Origin of the sequence: Paenibacillus sp. V4I3, from assembly GCF_030817215.1 — a bacterium.
Classification (GTDB): domain Bacteria; phylum Bacillota; class Bacilli; order Paenibacillales; family NBRC-103111; genus Paenibacillus_E.
The window spans coordinates 7393722-7411117 of sequence record NZ_JAUSZA010000001.1; the positions used below are offsets into that span (position 1 = coordinate 7393722).

Genomic DNA, 17396 nt, shown 5'->3' on the forward strand with positions numbered 1-17396 from the left:
TAGAAATTCCGAACGTTATCCAATTGATAGGTATTATATAATTGTTTTTAATTCTTTACCACTAAATTGGCTTTCTTTTTAAACTATGATAACGTGAAAGATGTGATTTCAGAATCGAAAATATAGAAGGGAACTCACTATGATCAGGCCAAAATTAAATCGTTTTCTCCTCTTCCTTGCATGCATTGGAGTAGCTCTTTATTTGGGAATATCCGCATTAAACGGACTTCAGGCCGAAGAACCGTCGGCAGCAGACAATCCTTCTATTACAAAGCAGCAGGCTGCGGATCGCGCAGCTCAATTTGTTAATGAGCGCTACGATGTGCATAACCCGCAAACCTTTGTTGTTTATCAGTCCAAGAAGGAACGCAGCGGTTATTTGCAAAAGGAGCATTTGTTAGAAGCTTATATGAAGGACTACGGGGAGCGTTACCCCATTGATTATTATCAAGTAAGCGTAGAAGACACCAAGACCAACCGTCAATTTGATGTTGAGATTAATTACACGAATGCATCCGTTATTGGATGGCGTGAAATGCAAAATCCCTCCGATCAAGCAATCATCAGTAAGCAGAAAGCAGACATTTTGGCCAAGCAGGAACTTCGCCAGCAAGGATTTGAGCCGGATGACTTTGCACCCATAGATAAACGGACCGTCGAAGGCGATCAAGAACATGGAACAACCTTATTTTATGAAAAGCAAACAAAACCGATTGGCGAAGCAAAGTTACAGGTTCGAGTTGATTTCAATGATAAAAATCTGACCGGTTATAACGTGCTTTTCAGCTTACCTGCGTCGCATCAAATCTGGATCGATCAGCAGGATCACTCCGCATCTATCATGACTTGGATTTCCATGGGCTTCTCACTCATAATGACCATTGCCGCGATTGTATTCGCCATCATCTATAGAAAACATATGAAATTCAGTAGAGGCTTGCTATTAACAGCCATTTTCTTAGCTATTTATATCACCAATAATTTTAATATGTACCCTGCTTTTAGATCTATGAGCGGAGCTTTGAACGATGAATACGCAACATGGGCAACTATTATTTTCATGAATGTAGTGACTGTGCTGCTCGGCATATCTCTCTACCTAGCTCTAGTAGCAGGTAATGGATTGTGGAATTCTATCGGAGAGCGGAAATGGCCAGCTTGGAAGGAATCATCATTTGGGACTCAGGTTTATAGCGGCATGGGGCGCGGCTATTTGCTTGCTCTCTTTATCTTAGGCGTTCAGCAGGTGCTTTTTTACACAGGTGAAGTGAATTTTGATGTTTGGGCTGTGAACGATCCGTCCGATTCTGTTCTCAATATGGTAGAACCTCGCTTCTTCCCGCTCATGGCCTGGGTTGCTGCCATATCTGAAGAGGCGACCTACCGACTGCTCGGCATCATTCTATTCAAGAAGCTGTTTCGCTCAAACTTTATTGCAATTATCATACCCAGCGTGATCTGGGCGGCTAGTCATACCCAGTATCCCATTTATCCAGTTTATACACGGCTAATCGAGGTCACCATCATAGGCATTATTCTAGGTTATGTCTTCCTCAAGTACGGTTTCATTACCACCGTATTCGCCCATGCCTGCATGGACAGCATCCTCATGGGGATGTCCCTCTTCTACCTCGGACATGTAAGCGATGTGCTTGCTGGCATTTTCTACATCCTGCTGCCTGGTTTGATCGGTCTGCTGCTTGCCTGGCTGCATGGAAAAAGGCGGGGTCCCCTTATTCCTGGGGAGCCGCCGCCTCGCCTTGAAGCGCTTTGAGAATTTCGTTAGCCAATTTCTCACCTATACCCAGGGGCTTGAAGTCTTGGACTTCAGCCTCTTTTATTTTGCGTACGGAGCCAAAATGCTTAAGCAATGCCTTCCGGCGTTTCTCCCCGATGCCGGGAATCGCGTCCAGCTGTGAAACAACCATTGACTTCGCTCTTGTTTCGCGGTGGAACGTAATCGCGAATCGGTGAACCTCGTCTTGAATCCGCTGTAGCAGGTAAAACTCCTGGCTGTCACGCGGCAGTGGCACGACTTCTGCAGGATCTCCGATCATGAGCTGCGCTGTCTTGTGCTTCGCATCCTTCACGAGTCCACAGATCGGAATGAACAGGCCTAATTCGTTCTCCAACACGTCGACTGCGGCTGAGATCTGCCCTTTCCCTCCATCCACGACGATCAGGTCAGGCATCGTGAGATTATCCTTAAGTACACGTTCGTACCTCCGGCGAATCACCTCGCGCATGGTTTCGTAGTCATCCGGCCCAACGACTGTTTTTACTTTGTATTTGCGGTACTCCTTGCGATCTGGCCTGCCGTCCACGAAGACGACCATCGCAGAAACTGGGTTCGTCCCTTGTATGTTCGAGTTATCGAACGCTTCGATACGGCGAATCGTACCTGTACCGAGCCATTCTCCAAGATTCTCAACCGCTTTGGTCGTGCGGCGCTCATCGCGTTCTACCAAGCGGAACTTCTCGTCGAGCGCGTTGCGGGCGTTATCTTTGGCCATATCGACCATTTGCTTCTTCAGCCCTCGCTGCGGGATATGCACTTTGACCTTGAGCCAGGATTCCAGTGCTTCGCGGACATCCTTCTCTTCAGCCTCTACTTGAGCCACAACTTCCGCAGGAACATCGATAGAGGTTTCAATTGAGGCTTCAGCGGGAGCTTCAATAGGAGCTTCAGTAATGACATCTGTAGGAGTATCGGCTGCTCCTTCGGCCCCCGTCATGGGAGCAACTGCCCCCTGTATCGGTATCGTCGGCAGGAAGATCTCCTTCGGCAGCGCCGGATTGTCACTGTAGACCTGAGTAACGTAGGTGATGAAGTCATTGTACTCATCACCGTAATACGGAAACAGCGAGACGTGCCGCTCGATGAGCTTGCCCTGCCGCATATACTGGATGTGTACAGCCATCCAGCCCTTGTCGACTGCGTAACCGAAGACATCTCGGTCTAGCGCATCTGCCGTCGTGATCTTCTGCTTCTCCATCACGGCGTCGATGTTCATGATATGATCGCGCAGCTCCTTGGCGCGCTCGAAGTTCAATTCCTCCGCTGCGGCCAGCATTTTGGCCGTCAGCTCTTCCTTAATGACGTCATGTCCCCCATTCAGGAAACGGCTGATCTCTTGCACCATCCGCTCGTTCGTCTCGGCGGATACGTCGAATTCGCAAGGCGCAAGACACTGCCCGATATGATAGTATAGGCATACTTTCTCGGGCATCGTCTTGCACTTGCGCAGCGGATAAAGCCGGTCCAGCAGCTTTTTCGTTTGCTGGGCCGCAAAGGCATTCGGATAAGGGCCGAAGTACTTGCCCTTATCCTTAAACACCCGCCGCGTGACTTCCAGGCGCGGCTGCTCTTCATGTGTAATCTTGATGTACGGGAACGTCTTATCATCCTTCAAGAGTACATTGTACCGCGGATGATGCTGCTTAATCAGATTACACTCAAGAATCAAAGCCTCCATGTTCGAGGAGGTAATTATATATTCAAAGTCGCGGATTTCGCTGACTAGTTTTTGCGTCTTTGCACTGTGGCTCCCCGTGAAATAGGAGCGCACACGATTCTTTAGTACTTTCGCTTTTCCCACATAAATAATGGTACCTTCGCGGTTTTTCATGATATAACAACCTGGCTTATCCGGTAATAAGCTCAGCTTGTGTTTAATTACTTCCAGACTCTGTTCGCGGACTCCAGCGTCCTCATGCTCATGCTCGGTCATGCATCCAATCTCCTCTCGCGCAAAAACTTACACCATAATTCCCCTCTAAGATCCTAAACTTCGGAGTTCCAAAGCTCTTAAGTTCCTAAGTTTCCAAGCTCCTAAGCTCCTAAATTCCTAAGCCCAGAAGCTCCAAAGTTCCAAAGCCCCTAAGTTCCTAAGTTCCTAAGCCCCTAAGTTCCGAAGCTGCATGTTGCACTGCGTACAACATTTACACCTCTGGGCAGGCCATACCGCTGTAAATCTTGTATTTCATACAACAATTTAACCTCAATATAGGCATAAAAGAGGATTAGCGGCTATATTTGTTGTAGAAAATACAACATTCGTACATAAATGCCCATCTATTCGAATAATTGTTGCATTACGTACAACAAAATCGTCTCAGTAGCTACAAAGTATAAACGCTCCCCATTATCGGAAAACAAAAAAAGCTCTTTTTCAGCATAGCAGAAAAAGAGCTTTTTCTCACGAACAATTGTTTCTAGTTTGTAACAAATTATTGATGACGAGAAACAACATTTTTCAGCGCTTCTTTGGATTGGAAGCCAACTACTTTATCAACAGGCTGTCCGTCTTTGAAAACGATCAATGTTGGGATACTCATAACGCCAAAGCGAGCAGCAGACTCTGGGTTGTCATCCACGTTTACTTTTGCGATTTTCAAGGACTCAATTTCTTTATCAAGCTCTTCCAAAACGGGAGCGATCATTTTACAAGGTCCGCACCAAGGTGCCCAGAAGTCTACAAGTACTGTACCTTCTCCTTCAACTTCGGCTTTAAAGCTGTTATCAGAAACATTCACGATTGACATGATAGTTCCTCCTTCTAAGAATGGATTTGATTTATAACATCAAGTAGTACCTAGCTACCGATGAACGTCAACATGTAAAGTATACCACACCAGTAGGTCATTTCAACCAAGCCATAAGTTAGCAAAAAGGTCGAAGTTGAATCTACTTAGCAGGTAAACCTACAGGCAGGCCCTGAAGTCTTTGCTGCTCGATATAAGCAATACGATCCTTCAAATTAGCTTGCAGCAGCTGCAGCATTTTCATCTGTTGTTCGATTTCTTCGAGCTTCTCTGTGTAGAGTGGCAGCAAATCATCGCACATAGACTCTTGATTTTTCATGACGCAGTTCAGAAAGCTTTCAATTTGTTCGGTCGTAAAGCCTAAGCTCAAATAAAACTGAATGGTCTTCACGCGCTCAACAGCCATCTGGTTGAACACCCGATATCCGTTTTCTTCACGCTGTGTCGCGATTAGCCCTTTCGCCTCATAATACCGCAAAGAACGAATACTGGCTCCGGTAAGCTTGGATAACTCACTAATCCGCATGGCCTTCACCTTTTTCCTTTTCCTTGATCAAGTAAGGATGATTTCATTGTAAACCATGACACTAATGTTAGAGTCAAGTCTTATTTTATACTTTCCGCTGCTATCCGTTATTGTTTGCACAATTGTCACTTTGATTAGCTTTACAACTTTCGACGAATTTGGGTATACTAAACTTAAACATACGAATGTCGGACGTTGGGGGGTAACCACATGAGCGATCCTAAACACCCTGAGCTTCACGTGTACGAAGAACCGCGTAATGATTTCATGGATGTAGGCATTGGCTTTGGCGCTTTCTTTGGCTTTTTGTTTCTAATTGCAGCCATTGCAACCGTGATTCAAGTTATGAAATAGGAATAACCAAGCCTGGAAGAGTACCGCTTTACACTCAGTGTGTAGGCGGTTTTTTCATGCATTTTTTCGTTAGGAAAAACTTATACTTTCTTATATGGCCAAAAAAGCTGTACAGATGAACCCATCTGCACAGCTTTTTATTATTTCCCGCGCTTGTTCGTACCTGTTACCACAACCACATCGACAAAAGGACGAATACGGTCCATAATCCGCTGTCCCTTGTACTCCTCGTCACCATCTTTATTCGTAAAGCTGAAATGCTTCTCCAAATCAGAGAGTGCGTAATTGGATGTGAAAAAGGTCGGCTTACGATTCATGCGATGATTCACGATAGCTCCAATAACATGGTCTCGCAACCACGGATTCAAATTCTCCGCGCCAATATCATCGAAAACTAATAAATCCGTTTCCTTTAGAAGATCAATTGTTTCCTTCAGCTTATAAGGCTCCTGGAACATTCCCTTCAAGTCCTCGGCAAAATCCGGCATATAGACGATTGCACCTGTCATACCGACTTTGGCCAGCTGGTGCAGCATATAGCCCATCAGGAACGTCTTCCCCGTCCCAAATGATCCGGATAAGTAGAGTCCTCTAGTCTGAAGCCCCTCTTCCATCGTCAGACTGACATAGTCGTTAATTTGCATAACGGCTTTCGCCCGGTCCAGATCCGTTTCAAGGATATCTCCAAAAGAATAGCTGCGCGAAATCATCCGCGGATCCACATGAAAGGTGCGGATTCGGCTGCTTATGGCATCCTGCAGCTGCTTCGCATTGAACTTCTTGCAAGCTACCTTTTCCTCATGAACAAACGGCTTTTCATTGACGGAGTCGGCTGTCAACATCGTATAATGCCCTGTCATATCATTCGGACAGTTTTCTAACCCTGGACAATTCGAACAGTTCTTGAACTCTGTCACATATTGATAAAGCTTGTTCATATTAATCTTAATGGTATAGTCATCGACGAATGGATACTTTTGGCGAAATTTGTGAACTAAGGCGTCATCCATAACAACTTTAATTTTCGCTTCTGCCTTCCGTCTCCATTCGGATTGCGGCATTGATTTGAGTAAGTGAGAAAGGGAATCCATGCTTCCTGCACCTCCTTATAATTCTCTTGTACGTTGTTCCATCGGATCTAACCGTCAGCTCTTCCGATTAAAGCGCTCGTCCAGCTTCTGCGCCATCCTTCTCGCGGCTTCCAGCTCTTCATCCGTCAGCCTCGAAGCCGCCGACGTGCCGGCATCCGGCACAACGATCGGAATGTGAGGCTTCTGCGTCTTGCCTTGACGACCTCTAGTTACAGAGCCACCGCCAGCTTTTGCGGCCTCCACCTTGGAAGCGGCCTTCTGTTTGTAGCTGATTTTCTCACGCACATATTCCACTGCTTGTTCGTATGTGACAATTTGCTTGCCCAGCATATCCGATGCGACCGCTTCAATCGAAGACTTAGCCCACGAACGGCGGTCAATATGTAGGAAGTGGATCAAGACGTTAATGACTTCCTCATTCAATTTATAATTCAAGTCAATCTTCTCAAATATATTAAGTACACCGTCCGGAATGGAGCCCTGAGTAAAGAACATTTTCAGAACTGCCGTGTACGGCTCATTTCTCATAATGTAGTTGTATTGATGATCTGTACATTCGCCGCGCAGCTGCTGCGGCACTTCTAGGTAATAAGCCATCTCAACTGACTTGTCTCCAGACGTGTCTAACATATCCTCATTCGCATCGCCTTGCGACTTCTCTTCCGACCTGGATAACGTGCGCTCTCGTTCCTCATCCCGCTTCTTGCTCTGTCTGTAGAACAGATTCGCATTATACTGCATAAGATCCATCTGCAGCTCGCCCTCTTCGGTGAATGCGCCATCCTCATCCAGCAAACGGCATGTTTCCTGAAGTGACAGGTTGTACTTTTTCGCCACAATATTAATCGCAGCCATCTGATCCGTTTTATGCTTGAGAGCTTCAACGAAAACGCGATTACTCGCTCCTCGCGGGAACCTCATAATAATATCCGCATACTGGAAGCCCTTGGTTGTCACGTCCATGCGAGCGTCTCCCTGTTTACTGGCTGAGGCCTCATACAGGGCTTGCTCCAGTTCGTAATCAACCACCTGAGTATTGAGGCGGAATAGATCATAGAACGGAACAGACAGGTTCTCTTCACTCGCGTCACAGCACTCTTCCGGCTCCGGCGAGAGCAGCTCTTCCCGAAGGGATAAGAGCATGAACTTACCGACCTTATCGCGGAGCAGCAGTGTCAAATGCTGATTGCGGAAAAACTCATTGGGCCCAAGCGGAGGGAACAATGTGTACACGAAGACATAGTCTTCTTCACCCGGCAGAAACTTGCGAGTTGTCTGCAGGAGTCCTATGGCTTCAAGCTTCGAAGATTGCTCAATTAAATATTTGCGTCCTCGCTCCCCCTGCTCAAGCTCGAGCAGCAGAAACAGCTTTCGCTGTTGTTCCAGAGGCGAATATCCGACTTTTTCTGCACTCATCTGCAGATAGAGTGCTTGATAGAGGCTAATAGCCAATCCGCCGATCATAGGCTGATACATAATAGCTAACATTTTATAATCCAGACTGCTCAAAGAAAACTCACGGTTCACACAAAACCTGTGGTTCTCGGTGAAATGCAGCATATTCGTCATTCTCATTCCGTTACAGCACCATCCTGCCTCAACCGATTGCAGCTATGTAAGCTTCTCGGTTTCTCTCTATTAGTCTACCACAAAAATCGACACGCTTGGTATCTACGAGAGAAAGATAATATTACCTAATATGAAAAAACCAACCTTTCGGATGGCAAGATTCCGACAACTCAGACGTTAGACGCGACACTCCGACTTGTTTTTGTAAGCATTGCCCCAATCTTTCATAAGTAAAATAATCGGGACCAATGTTTGTCCGAAGTCAGTCAACGAATATTCGACCTTTGGAGGAACTTGATGATACACCTCGCGGTGGACAATGCCGTCCTCTTCCAGTTCCCTTAGTTGTAGTGTCAGCATTCTTTGAGTAATGGACGGACAGATTCTTTTGAATTCATTAAATCTTTTGGTCCCTCCAATCAGGTGATATAAAAGAATGCCTTTCCATTTGCCCCCGATAACATCCAATGTATATTCAACAGGACAGCCCTCATCATTCGGAGGGTTGCCGTACCCGCTTTTACGATCACGCATTACGATTCAGCTCCTTAACAGTATACAAATTGATACTACATAAAACTATTGTGCGTACTTACTATTTTAAAACGGATCGAATAAACTAACAACTTAGAAAAAATTACTGTAAATGAGGTGATGGAATTAAATGTTGAGCATTCGGAAAGTTTGATTGATGATAGCGAGTTTCATCTCGTCGATGAACGCATCGTCGGCAGGAAACCGTCAACACTGGATTTCGCTCAATCGGCAGCGCTGCCGTTAACCATGATTGAAGCAGGCAACACAGTTGGAAAGGTTATTTTGGAACATTTTTAATTTCGGACATTTATTTTTTTGATATTAAAATAGAGCCTGTTGAGTTCTCTCAACAGGCTCTTCAATCTATCAGCTAATTTAATGAAGTGGCAGATGACTTTCCTGGACATCCTCGCCATACATGTCCGGATTCAGTTTCTTTGCAATCGCCAAGTCCAGCAATATACGCTGTGTCTGAGTATCTTCCAGGCTGTCCACCCAGAGGCGGATCAAGTCATTCATCTTTGAAGGGTTTTTAATCGGAATTTGATGCTTAGCATCTTTTATGAAATAAAGGGAGCTATGCGGCAGCTCATTATGGAGTATGTTCGCATACCGATGAAATGTGCGGTCCTTTTGACCATAAATCAATAGGATCGGATGCTGGAGGCCCCTAAGGCGGCGCGTACAGGTGTAGGTAAGGGACTGTTCGTAATAGGACTTCACATTATTAGCAGCATCGCTTAATGAGCTTTCATACAGACTATGATAGGTATTTTCATTATCTGCATTTCCAAAAGTAATTGCTTTTTTCAGTAACTTCATGAGCAGACCTGAACCCGCCATCCACGAAGCGAGCCACAGCCTGCTTTTGTTATAAGAATCCGTTAATTCAGACATCCCGCTAACCACGATTCCCCCAAGGAAACGTTTAGGGTACGTAAGCAGCGCTTCCAGCACTAACGCGCCACCTGTTGAATAACCGCACAGGAATACTTTTTCGATGCCCAGGTAGTCCAGCAGCTGCCTTATATCTTCAACGATCAGCGCATAGCTAAATGCACGATCTGACGACTTGCTCGCGCCGTGTCCCCTGATATCAAAAGTAATGACTTGGAAATGGTCTGAAAGCTGCTCTTTTTGATAAGCAAAGGTCTTTAAGGTTAATAAAGGTGGATGAATAAAGACGATTGGGGTGCCAGTCCCCGTAATCTCAACATTCAATTTGGTTCCGTTCACATGGGCTAAAGGCAAGATGGTCTCCTCCGAAAGGTCAATTTAGGCAACTCAACCTTAGAGTGACCAGTTCTGCCTATTTCTATGAGAACCTTAAAACATTTTGAAGCCTCTGATCCGCAGCGCTTTAATGGCCGATCCACTTAAAATAGCGCCAACCAAACCACCGATAGCCGGAACAATATCAACAATTGTGAAGCTCTCACCGCTGGAAAGAAAAGACGCCTCTCCTATTGAACCATAAATAACAACGCCGATAACCAAAGCAATAAAAGCATAAAGTGGAAACCATGTTGTTTTCATTAGCATATTCAAAATAAACCCGATCCCAAAAAATAACACTATCATTAAGACAGTGGCAATGACCATTTGTAACAATGTATGTTCCCCCTTAACAATGTAAGAAGCCCGTTCATCTATCTGACTTCCTTATAATTGTAATCCACGAAATGTCACAGGTAAAGTGTACACAAATTGAACATTTCCCTCTTCACCCTTTGTTCATTTGCCCTTTCCCCATGAATTGGATACAATGTAGGGGATATTAGCCCTTGAATGGAGGAAAACCAATGAGTGAAGCCGTACAAACGCTGGAAGGCTGGTATGCGCTCCATGATTTCCGTCTAATCGACTGGAACGCATGGCATGCCGCAACCCCGCAGGAGCGTAAGCACGCAACGGACGAGCTGAATACATTTCTGTCCCAGTGGCAGCAATTCGAGAACGATAAACTAGGCAGTACTGCCGTTTATAGCATCGTTGGTCAGAAAGCCGACTTTGTATTCATGCAAATGCGCGAAACGCTTGAAGAACTGAATGAATTGGAAAATACGTTTAATAAATCAAGCTTCGCCGCTTTTACAATCCCGGTCTATTCCTACGTATCCATTGTAGAATTAAGCAGTTATCTAGCTAAGCCAGGCGTGGATCCTTCGGAAGATCCGGAAATTCAAGCCCGCTTGAAGCCTATCCTGCCTAAATCGAAGCACATCTGCTTCTATCCGATGAATAAGCGTCGCGATGGCAATGACAACTGGTACATGCTCCCTGCCGAAGATCGTAAAACGATGATGCGCAGCCATGGCATGATTGGACGCACATACGCAGGTAAAGTGAAACAAATCATTACTGGTTCCGTTGGACTGGATGATTGGGAGTGGGGCGTAACCCTGTTCTCCGATGATCCTCTTCATTTCAAAAAGCTCGTTTATGAAATGCGTTTCGACGAAGTGAGCGCACGTTTCGGTGAGTTCGGCGACTTCTACGTCGGCAACCTGCTGACACCTGATAAATTTGCTAAATTAATTCAAATTTAAGATATAACTCAAGAGTGAAGGACTCCATGTCCTTCACTCTTTTTTGCATCACTGCACAATCAACATTGTGCACATTTTTGGAAGAGGGTAAACAGCCCCTGAAGATGAAATAAGCAAAAAAAGAAAGCTTGCTCAATGAAGAGCGAAGCTTTCTTAAATGAATTATTCCTCATCCTCGTCGTCCCGCAGGGCAGCCTCTAATTCAGCTTCCATTTGCGCTTTACGAGCCAGATACACTTCTGTATCACGGTCACGCTGACGACCTTTTTCCTTCAAGCGTTCAATCGCAGGAAGAATGAGGATATCGATTTCCTTTTGTACAACGGCTACATGATCATATCGTTTCTCAGTCTCTAGAAAGTGACCGACCTCGATCAAGGCATTGTAACGATCCAGTTCATCCCGGGTAAGAAGTCCTCTTACTTGGACACTGCAGTGCCGCATGGCGATCCCCCCGTTTACTAATGATGACTAGAAACGTCCTTTACGTATAACAAGTGGAATACCGCCGATAATGTAGAGGTACCTCATATCAACCACTTTTTTCATCATGGCTGCAACGTTACCTTTCAGCTTACGGGAACCAACGATACCAATGGCTTGACCTTTACCTAAGGAAGCAACTGTACCTTTGTTGGAGTATTTGAAAGTTTTCATTTGCGAACCGCGAATGGAAGCAATCAGGTTATGTGCAACAGCTTCACCTTGCTGCATAGCGATTTGAGCTGTTGGAGGGTATGGTCTGCCTTCATCGTTCATCACGATGGAACAGTCACCAACAACATAGATGTTATCGAAACCAGGCGCATGCAGGTGTTCATCCACTTTAATTCTGCCGCGCATCGTTTCGAAGCCAGCTTCATCAAGCATATGGTTACCGCGGATACCGCCTGTCCAAACGACTGTAGCTGCTTTGATGAACTCATCGCCAGCGATCAGAACACCTTCAGGTGTACATTCTTTAATCGCTGTACCGATTTTGAAAGTAATACCTTTGTCTGTCAAAACTTTCATCGCATACTCAACAAGCTCAGGATCGAATCCTGGAAGTGCCGTTGGAGCTGCTTCAATATTATAAATCTTCACAAGGGAAGGATCTACGTCGAATTCTTTGCAAAGCTGTGGAATACGGTCAGCAAGCTCACCAATGAACTCGATTCCAGTAAATCCTGCTCCACCGATAACGAATGTCAGGTAATCTTTGCGATCCGGTTCACGCTTGTACTTCGCAAATTGATACTCAATATGTTCACGAATGAAACGAACGCTGTTGATACTGCGAATGTTCAATGCGTTTTCTTTAAGCCCTGGAATACCGAAAGTTTCAGCTTCGCCACCAAGACCAATAACCAGGTAGTCATAGGAAAGCGTACCATCTTCGAGAATAACCTTTTTCTCATGAGGACGGATTTGTGTAACTGTCGATTTCACGAAATCAACTTTAAATTCATCAATCAATTTCAAAATGTTCACGCGTGCATTTTCAGGGTTATCCGTCCCTGCAGCAGGCATGTGAAGATGGGTAGTAATGTAATGATAATCATGCTTGTTTACAAGTGTTACATCGGCTTCATTGTAATTTAATTCTTTTTGCAAACGAATTGCGGAAAGAATCCCGCCATAGCCTGCTCCTAAAATTACGATTCTTGGTATTCTACTCATATCTCTCTCACTTCCATATCCGTATTTATAGTCCTATGGTTTCTCTATCTTGTGAAAAATTACACAAACAGCTTCAAAAGTAGTATTCTGCCTCTAGTTTGCACACAGCTGCAGCGAATTATGATGAAACAGGATGAAATTAGTCACAACATGCGTAAACCGATTCTCATGATATAATATAATTTTCATAAGTAAATATCAAGTGCTATTTTGCTCTAAAATAAGGCGTACAGGCCCTTCTAGCCTGACCAACCACTGTAAGCATTATTTATCATATATATAAGCGATTTATATAAAGAAATCTCACTTTTCTGTTTCCTTCAATAGAAGAGACGTTTATAATGGAATAATGATTGTTACTGCACTCAGGAGAATCACACACATCAAAGGAAATGAATCGGAGGAGTTTAAACAATGAACGAGAGAGAAACAAATCAAGATATCGTAGATATCATAGTAATTGGTGGAGGCCCTGCTGGAATGTTCGCATCTTTCTATGCGGGTATGCGCCAAGCATCAGTTAAAATTATCGAAAGTATGCCGCAGCTTGGTGGTCAGCTTGCAGCTTTATATCCGGAGAAATACATTTATGATGTAGCTGGTTTTCCAAAAGTAACCGCACAAGAATTAGTCGACAACTTGCTAGCTCAAATGAAACACTTTCAGATCAACACTTGCTTGGAAGAGAAAGTACACCAAGTGATCAAAAAAGAAGAGCGTCTCTTCGAAATAACAACAGACAAAGGCACACACTACAGCCGCGCCGTTATTATTTCAGGTGGAGTTGGCGCATTCGAGCCGCGTCGTCTTGAGTTACCGGAAGCCGCGCAATTCGAGAAGAAAAACTTGCATTATTTCGTTAGCGATTTGAATGCTTTCGCTGGCCAAAAAGTATTAATCAGCGGTGGCGGTGATTCAGCAGTTGATTGGGCCTTAATGCTTGAACCTATTGCGGAGAAAGTCACGCTTATCCACCGTAGAGATAAATTCCGTGCACATGAGCACAGTGTAGAAAATCTGATGAACTCCAAAGTAAACGTTGTAACTCCTACGGAAATCACCAAACTTCACGGCAGTGACCGTATTGAGCAAGTAACGCTTAAAGATATCAAATCAGGCGAAGAAACTATACATGATGTCGATGCTGTTATCATTAACTTCGGCTTCGTTTCTTCCCTTGGACCGATCTCCGAATGGGGCCTTGAGATTGAAAACGGCTCAATCGTTGTTGACTCCAGAATGGAAACAAACATTCCAGGCATTTTCGCTGCCGGGGATATCACAACTTATCCTGGGAAATTGAAACTGATTGCTGTTGGCTTTGGTGAAGCACCTACTGCGATTAATAACGCTAAAGTCTATATTGACCCTAGTGCAAAGCTTTCACCAGGACACAGCAGTAACTTAAAATTTTAATCTTCTTAAATAAAATGGGGTATTCTAAACCTAATCTACGGATTAGGAGGAATACCCCTTTGTCATATATATGTCCGGTTTGCAACGGCCTTCAGGAGCTGAATATCGAGTGTCCTGTTTGTTCACAACAGATGAATGATTGCGGGAAATGGAGTGACTATCTAGGCCCCTACTCTCCTTATCGAGAGATTGATGATATCTCCATGTCAGATGGGACACTAGGCTCACAGAATAATCAATGCCTTCATCTGGTAAACTGCGCCGACTGCCACCAGAATTTTACCATCCAAATAATTTCATGATGAAACTCTCTAGTTTAGCGGGGTTTCATCCTTGATGTAGACGTGCAGTTTTAAATTACGTCTCTGTATTTCTGCGAGCAACAGGTCAACAAAATCTGATTCCAATCTCAAATCCAATGCTTTGTAATAAGAGTCGATCAATGTTTCGTCACTAATTTGTCTCACTGAAATCACCTTTATTCTATAATTTGTAATTATATTATCATGGCGGGAAAATTAGAACAAGCGTTCCGTTATCCACAGATACCTGTGCATATCCTGTGGGTAGATTGTTAATATGTCCCATAAACGCACTGTATTTATGGGGGATACTGTGTATAAAGTTATGCACACGCTAAACTGTCAGTCTGCCGATAAAAAAAATTGATCGAAATACCGGAAATATTTTACGTTCACTTAACAAATCCTTAAGATTGTTCACACAATTGAAAAGAAATTTTAATCGTCATTTAATATTCGTAGCCTACAATGATAGTAGAAAGACAAAAACAAAGGAGTGAAAGATATGATCGTCTACGACATTGTACTAAATGGTGAAATAAAAGAAACGATTAAACCCCGCAAGAACCGGTTGAAAGAAATTTACGCATTTATGCTAGAGCAAAGTAAGCTCATGAAAGCTAAGTATGGTGATAATGTTAAAATTAAAGGCCGCATGGTGTATTAGGGATAAACAACCCGTTATACACTCGCGGCCTTTTTTTCTTCCATGCCATTAGATGATCCCTTTGCGATGAAGAACCGTTAATAATCGATAGAAATCATAGCTCCCTTTCTCTGGAGTATCGATTAATGCGGCCTTGACCGCAGCGTCCACAGCAGCTTTCGCCCATTGCGGTACTACCTCCATAGCTGCTTGCTCCTCTAAGGAACTAACTCTATTTTGTAAGATTACGATTTGTTCCTGCAGTTTCTCTAACATACGAACGACCTCCTCATCAAAGTGAGTTAAACCATAGGTTTGAATAATCGTATTCAGTTTACTAGCATAAGAGGGATCCGTTGCATATCCACTACTTTGCAATGCTTTCACTTGTTCACCAGGACTTCTCGCTATCCTAACACTAGCATAACGAGGGGATCCAAAAAGTAAATCCTGATCACGAAACCCTGCCTCAAGCGTAGGATATGCGCGAAAATCTCCTGGTACGTTATCATAACGTATACCTCCAATGACTTCCCATGTCGTTGTTGAAACGCGATCACCCTGCCAATAGGGCGTCAATACCCCATTACCAACCTTATATCCGACTAGATTGTTCCACGCATTCAAAATGCCTCCTGTCTCCTGAATGGCTTGCGCGATTCTCACTGAAGGATAGATCGGTGAGTTCTCTAGGCGAAGCTTCACTGCAATAGTTGCAATCATCTCAATAAATTCCTGTCTAGTTGCCATGAACACACCTCCTTCTTTTATCACTAGTAAACTAAACCTTTCAATCTATTCTATTCTTTCAATGCTTAAAAGGGTTCCGCTAGTATTTTGTTTTTTGAAAATAATATAAAAAAGGCTCCCACAAGTGCAACTATCCTGCACTCGGGAAGCTAATGAATCCAATGACCAATCAACATCATAAGTAATCCAAATATAGCCGAATATCTCTTTATCGTTCGGTTCGTCTTCGGGTAAAACAGCAGCAGCCAAATAATAAATCCAATAGGAATTAAAACACCAACTTTTAAATTGAATGTACCTAAAATGTAGTATCCAACTAATTTCAATCCCAAATAACCTTCGTCCTCTTCCCTATTTCTGTAAAACAGCATTAATACGAAAATGACAACAATTGTAGAGATAATTGAAACATTAAAATTCCAATTCACTTATAGGATTCAACTCCTCTCAACCACACCAACTGCAGGAATTCCTTATTATGTATATTGTATCACTTGATGGTTTGTCCTTACTAAGATGAAAAAAAAACCTCCCAAGACAGTGTATTTAAAAATACACACCTTGGAAGGATTGGTTCTCAATGTTCATTAAGCCTCGACTTTATCGTCGCACTTCTCAACTAAGCCCTCTTCATCTTTTACTTTAAATGAAGAACCGCAACCACATGATGCTACAGCATTCGGGTTGTTAATGGAGAACCCGCCGCCCATGCCTGCGTCTGTGTAGTCAATTTCAACACCGTATAAATATTTGGAGCTATCTTCGTCCACAACGACCTTGAGGCCATGAATGGTGAATACTTTATCGTCATCCTTCTGCTCATCATCGAAGCCCATGCCGTAAGAGAAACCGCTGCAGCCTCCGGCTTTGACACCTAGACGCAAAAACAAATTCGGTGATTCTTCAGAAGATAGAAGCTCTTTAATCTTATCTGACGCTGATTCACTAATGTTAATCATAACGGAAATCCCTCCCTAAAGTTCTCCTTATGGAAAACTGGCATTATACTAAGTTTTCGTAATGCTTACTATCAAGTATACTCCTATCTGGCACATTGCTCAAGGGCAGCCGCGCAGTCATTCTTAGACATTTCAGCCATAAACTTTACGGTTATGTCGTATCGCATAATATTGCAACAGCAATTGATCAAGCTCTCGACTGCATTGCTGCACTTCTGGATGAAGGAAGCCGTACGCGGTACCTAAGGAAACCATTTGGCCTCGAAGCTGTTCTATTTCTATATTTAATCGTTCCTGTGGTTCGGTCACGAATATTGGTATCACGATATAATCACCTTTAGCCCTACGTAATCACATTGTAATAGTATACAGGAATTTGTTAATATTGGGAATAACATTTCCTAATATTGTAGGAAAAACCAAATTATATTCGCATATTGTCAATTTATCTCCATCTAAATGATATTGCCCCTCCCAACACGTAGGTTTA

At 43.8% G+C, this 17396-nt stretch carries 20 protein-coding genes and 1 pseudogene; 6 read left to right on the top strand and 15 right to left on the bottom strand.

Annotation, left to right across the window (positions count from 1 at the left end):
- Window positions 1-139 precede the first annotated feature (139 nt).
- Window positions 140-1774 (top strand): CPBP family intramembrane glutamic endopeptidase, encoded by a 1635-nt coding sequence (locus QFZ77_RS33810; protein WP_307447185.1) that lies wholly within the window; start codon window positions 140-142, stop codon window positions 1772-1774.
- Here QFZ77_RS33810 and uvrC read toward each other — a convergent pair.
- From uvrC to QFZ77_RS33825, 3 genes are all read right to left on the bottom strand, one after another.
- A complete protein-coding gene (gene uvrC, locus QFZ77_RS33815; RefSeq protein ID WP_307447188.1) occupies window positions 1734-3731 on the bottom strand; it encodes an excinuclease ABC subunit UvrC in 1998 nt (665 codons plus the stop codon). The two genes, QFZ77_RS33810 and uvrC, sit on opposite strands and share 41 nt — an antisense overlap.
- A gap of 499 nt (window positions 3732-4230) precedes the next feature.
- Window positions 4231-4545 (bottom strand): thioredoxin, encoded by a 315-nt coding sequence (trxA, locus tag QFZ77_RS33820; protein WP_057307540.1) that lies wholly within the window; start codon window positions 4543-4545, stop codon window positions 4231-4233.
- 142 nt (window positions 4546-4687) lie between these two features.
- Entirely contained in the window at window positions 4688-5071 is a 384-nt protein-coding gene (locus QFZ77_RS33825; RefSeq protein ID WP_029194766.1) for a MerR family transcriptional regulator, read from the bottom strand.
- Between the two features lie 210 nt (window positions 5072-5281).
- Here QFZ77_RS33825 and QFZ77_RS33830 point away from each other — a divergent pair, with 210 nt between their 5' ends.
- The gene (locus QFZ77_RS33830; RefSeq protein WP_082562634.1) at window positions 5282-5425 is read left to right on the top strand and encodes a YqzM family protein; all 144 of its coding nucleotides are present in this window, start codon (window positions 5282-5284) and stop codon (window positions 5423-5425) included.
- Window positions 5426-5565: 140 nt separating this feature from the next.
- Here the strand turns inward: QFZ77_RS33830 and dnaI are convergent, their stop codons facing one another.
- The 3 genes from dnaI to QFZ77_RS33845 form a co-directional block, all read right to left on the bottom strand.
- Window positions 5566-6516: a primosomal protein DnaI gene (gene dnaI, locus QFZ77_RS33835; RefSeq protein ID WP_307447196.1), complete on the bottom strand. Its 951-nt coding sequence runs from the start codon at window positions 6514-6516 to the stop codon at window positions 5566-5568.
- 54 nt (window positions 6517-6570) lie between these two features.
- A complete protein-coding gene (locus QFZ77_RS33840; protein ID WP_307447198.1) occupies window positions 6571-8091 on the bottom strand; it encodes a replication initiation and membrane attachment family protein in 1521 nt (506 codons plus the stop codon).
- 171 nt (window positions 8092-8262) lie between these two features.
- Window positions 8263-8619, bottom strand: a complete 357-nt coding sequence (locus tag QFZ77_RS33845; protein ID WP_307447201.1) for a winged helix-turn-helix transcriptional regulator — start codon at window positions 8617-8619, stop codon at window positions 8263-8265.
- A gap of 159 nt (window positions 8620-8778) precedes the next feature.
- On the opposite strand from QFZ77_RS33845, the pseudogene QFZ77_RS38075 reads away from it, so the two are divergent.
- Window positions 8779-8880 (top strand): annotated as a pseudogene (locus tag QFZ77_RS38075) (zinc-binding alcohol dehydrogenase family protein); the annotation flags it as partial.
- Window positions 8881-8997: 117 nt separating this feature from the next.
- Here QFZ77_RS38075 and QFZ77_RS33855 read toward each other — a convergent pair.
- Window positions 8998-9873, bottom strand: coding sequence for an alpha/beta fold hydrolase (locus QFZ77_RS33855; protein WP_307447206.1), 876 nt, complete (start codon window positions 9871-9873; stop codon window positions 8998-9000).
- Between the two features lie 75 nt (window positions 9874-9948).
- On the bottom strand, window positions 9949-10233 hold the full coding sequence (locus QFZ77_RS33860; protein ID WP_171641056.1) for a YuiB family protein: 285 nt from the start codon (window positions 10231-10233) through the stop codon (window positions 9949-9951).
- 191 nt (window positions 10234-10424) lie between these two features.
- Here QFZ77_RS33860 and hemQ point away from each other — a divergent pair, with 191 nt between their 5' ends.
- Window positions 10425-11171, top strand: coding sequence for a hydrogen peroxide-dependent heme synthase (gene hemQ, locus QFZ77_RS33865; RefSeq protein ID WP_029194770.1), 747 nt, complete (start codon window positions 10425-10427; stop codon window positions 11169-11171).
- A 162-nt stretch (window positions 11172-11333) separates the two neighbouring features.
- Here the strand turns inward: hemQ and QFZ77_RS33870 are convergent, their stop codons facing one another.
- Together QFZ77_RS33870 and QFZ77_RS33875 are read right to left on the bottom strand one after the other, a co-directional pair.
- The gene (locus QFZ77_RS33870) at window positions 11334-11615 is read right to left on the bottom strand and encodes a hypothetical protein (RefSeq protein WP_057307547.1); all 282 of its coding nucleotides are present in this window, start codon (window positions 11613-11615) and stop codon (window positions 11334-11336) included.
- 27 nt (window positions 11616-11642) lie between these two features.
- A complete protein-coding gene (locus tag QFZ77_RS33875; protein ID WP_047681609.1) occupies window positions 11643-12833 on the bottom strand; it encodes an NAD(P)/FAD-dependent oxidoreductase in 1191 nt (396 codons plus the stop codon).
- 414 nt (window positions 12834-13247) lie between these two features.
- On the opposite strand from QFZ77_RS33875, the gene QFZ77_RS33880 reads away from it, so the two are divergent.
- Window positions 13248-14249 carry an NAD(P)/FAD-dependent oxidoreductase gene (locus tag QFZ77_RS33880; protein WP_307447222.1) on the top strand — a complete coding sequence of 334 codons (1002 nt, stop codon included), beginning with the start codon at window positions 13248-13250 and terminating at the stop codon, window positions 14247-14249.
- 311 nt (window positions 14250-14560) lie between these two features.
- On the opposite strand, the gene sda is transcribed toward QFZ77_RS33880, so the two are convergent.
- Window positions 14561-14725 carry a sporulation histidine kinase inhibitor Sda gene (gene sda / locus QFZ77_RS33885; RefSeq protein WP_373460170.1) on the bottom strand — a complete coding sequence of 55 codons (165 nt, stop codon included), beginning with the start codon at window positions 14723-14725 and terminating at the stop codon, window positions 14561-14563.
- A gap of 331 nt (window positions 14726-15056) precedes the next feature.
- Between sda and QFZ77_RS33890 the strand changes: the two genes are divergently transcribed.
- The gene (locus QFZ77_RS33890; protein WP_029194774.1) at window positions 15057-15218 is read left to right on the top strand and encodes a hypothetical protein; all 162 of its coding nucleotides are present in this window, start codon (window positions 15057-15059) and stop codon (window positions 15216-15218) included.
- Between the two features lie 48 nt (window positions 15219-15266).
- Here the strand turns inward: QFZ77_RS33890 and QFZ77_RS33895 are convergent, their stop codons facing one another.
- The 4 genes from QFZ77_RS33895 to QFZ77_RS33910 form a co-directional block, all read right to left on the bottom strand.
- Window positions 15267-15947: a glycoside hydrolase family 73 protein gene (locus tag QFZ77_RS33895; protein WP_307447228.1), complete on the bottom strand. Its 681-nt coding sequence runs from the start codon at window positions 15945-15947 to the stop codon at window positions 15267-15269.
- Between the two features lie 149 nt (window positions 15948-16096).
- Complete coding sequence (locus tag QFZ77_RS33900) at window positions 16097-16375, bottom strand: hypothetical protein (RefSeq protein WP_307447230.1); 279 nt, start codon at window positions 16373-16375, stop codon at window positions 16097-16099.
- A gap of 159 nt (window positions 16376-16534) precedes the next feature.
- On the bottom strand, window positions 16535-16906 hold the full coding sequence (gene erpA, locus QFZ77_RS33905; RefSeq protein ID WP_029194777.1) for an iron-sulfur cluster insertion protein ErpA: 372 nt from the start codon (window positions 16904-16906) through the stop codon (window positions 16535-16537).
- Window positions 16907-17038: 132 nt separating this feature from the next.
- Window positions 17039-17230, bottom strand: coding sequence for an aspartyl-phosphate phosphatase Spo0E family protein (locus tag QFZ77_RS33910; RefSeq protein WP_307447234.1), 192 nt, complete (start codon window positions 17228-17230; stop codon window positions 17039-17041).
- Window positions 17231-17396: the final 166 nt, after the last annotated feature.

Bases quoted from the DNA above. Each gene is read 5' to 3' on its own strand.
- QFZ77_RS33840 (WP_307447198.1), bottom strand. From the start codon at position 8,091: ATGAGAATGACGAATATGCTGCATTTCACCGAGAACCACAGGTTTTGT.
- QFZ77_RS33895 (WP_307447228.1), bottom strand. From the start codon at position 15,947: ATGGCAACTAGACAGGAATTTATTGAGATGATTGCAACTATTGCAGTG.
- QFZ77_RS33890 (WP_029194774.1), top strand. From the start codon at position 15,057: ATGATCGTCTACGACATTGTACTAAATGGTGAAATAAAAGAAACGATT.
- QFZ77_RS33845 (WP_307447201.1), bottom strand. From the start codon at position 8,619: ATGCGTGATCGTAAAAGCGGGTACGGCAACCCTCCGAATGATGAGGGC.
- QFZ77_RS33875 (WP_047681609.1), bottom strand. From the start codon at position 12,833: ATGAGTAGAATACCAAGAATCGTAATTTTAGGAGCAGGCTATGGCGGG.
- QFZ77_RS33870 (WP_057307547.1), bottom strand. From the start codon at position 11,615: ATGCGGCACTGCAGTGTCCAAGTAAGAGGACTTCTTACCCGGGATGAA.
- hemQ (WP_029194770.1), top strand. From the start codon at position 10,425: ATGAGTGAAGCCGTACAAACGCTGGAAGGCTGGTATGCGCTCCATGAT.
- trxA (WP_057307540.1), bottom strand. From the start codon at position 4,545: ATGTCAATCGTGAATGTTTCTGATAACAGCTTTAAAGCCGAAGTTGAA.
- QFZ77_RS33810 (WP_307447185.1), top strand. From the start codon at position 140: ATGATCAGGCCAAAATTAAATCGTTTTCTCCTCTTCCTTGCATGCATT.
- erpA (WP_029194777.1), bottom strand. From the start codon at position 16,906: ATGATTAACATTAGTGAATCAGCGTCAGATAAGATTAAAGAGCTTCTA.
- uvrC (WP_307447188.1), bottom strand. From the start codon at position 3,731: ATGACCGAGCATGAGCATGAGGACGCTGGAGTCCGCGAACAGAGTCTG.
- QFZ77_RS33825 (WP_029194766.1), bottom strand. From the start codon at position 5,071: ATGCGGATTAGTGAGTTATCCAAGCTTACCGGAGCCAGTATTCGTTCT.
- QFZ77_RS33880 (WP_307447222.1), top strand. From the start codon at position 13,248: ATGAACGAGAGAGAAACAAATCAAGATATCGTAGATATCATAGTAATT.
- dnaI (WP_307447196.1), bottom strand. From the start codon at position 6,516: ATGGATTCCCTTTCTCACTTACTCAAATCAATGCCGCAATCCGAATGG.
- QFZ77_RS33830 (WP_082562634.1), top strand. From the start codon at position 5,282: ATGAGCGATCCTAAACACCCTGAGCTTCACGTGTACGAAGAACCGCGT.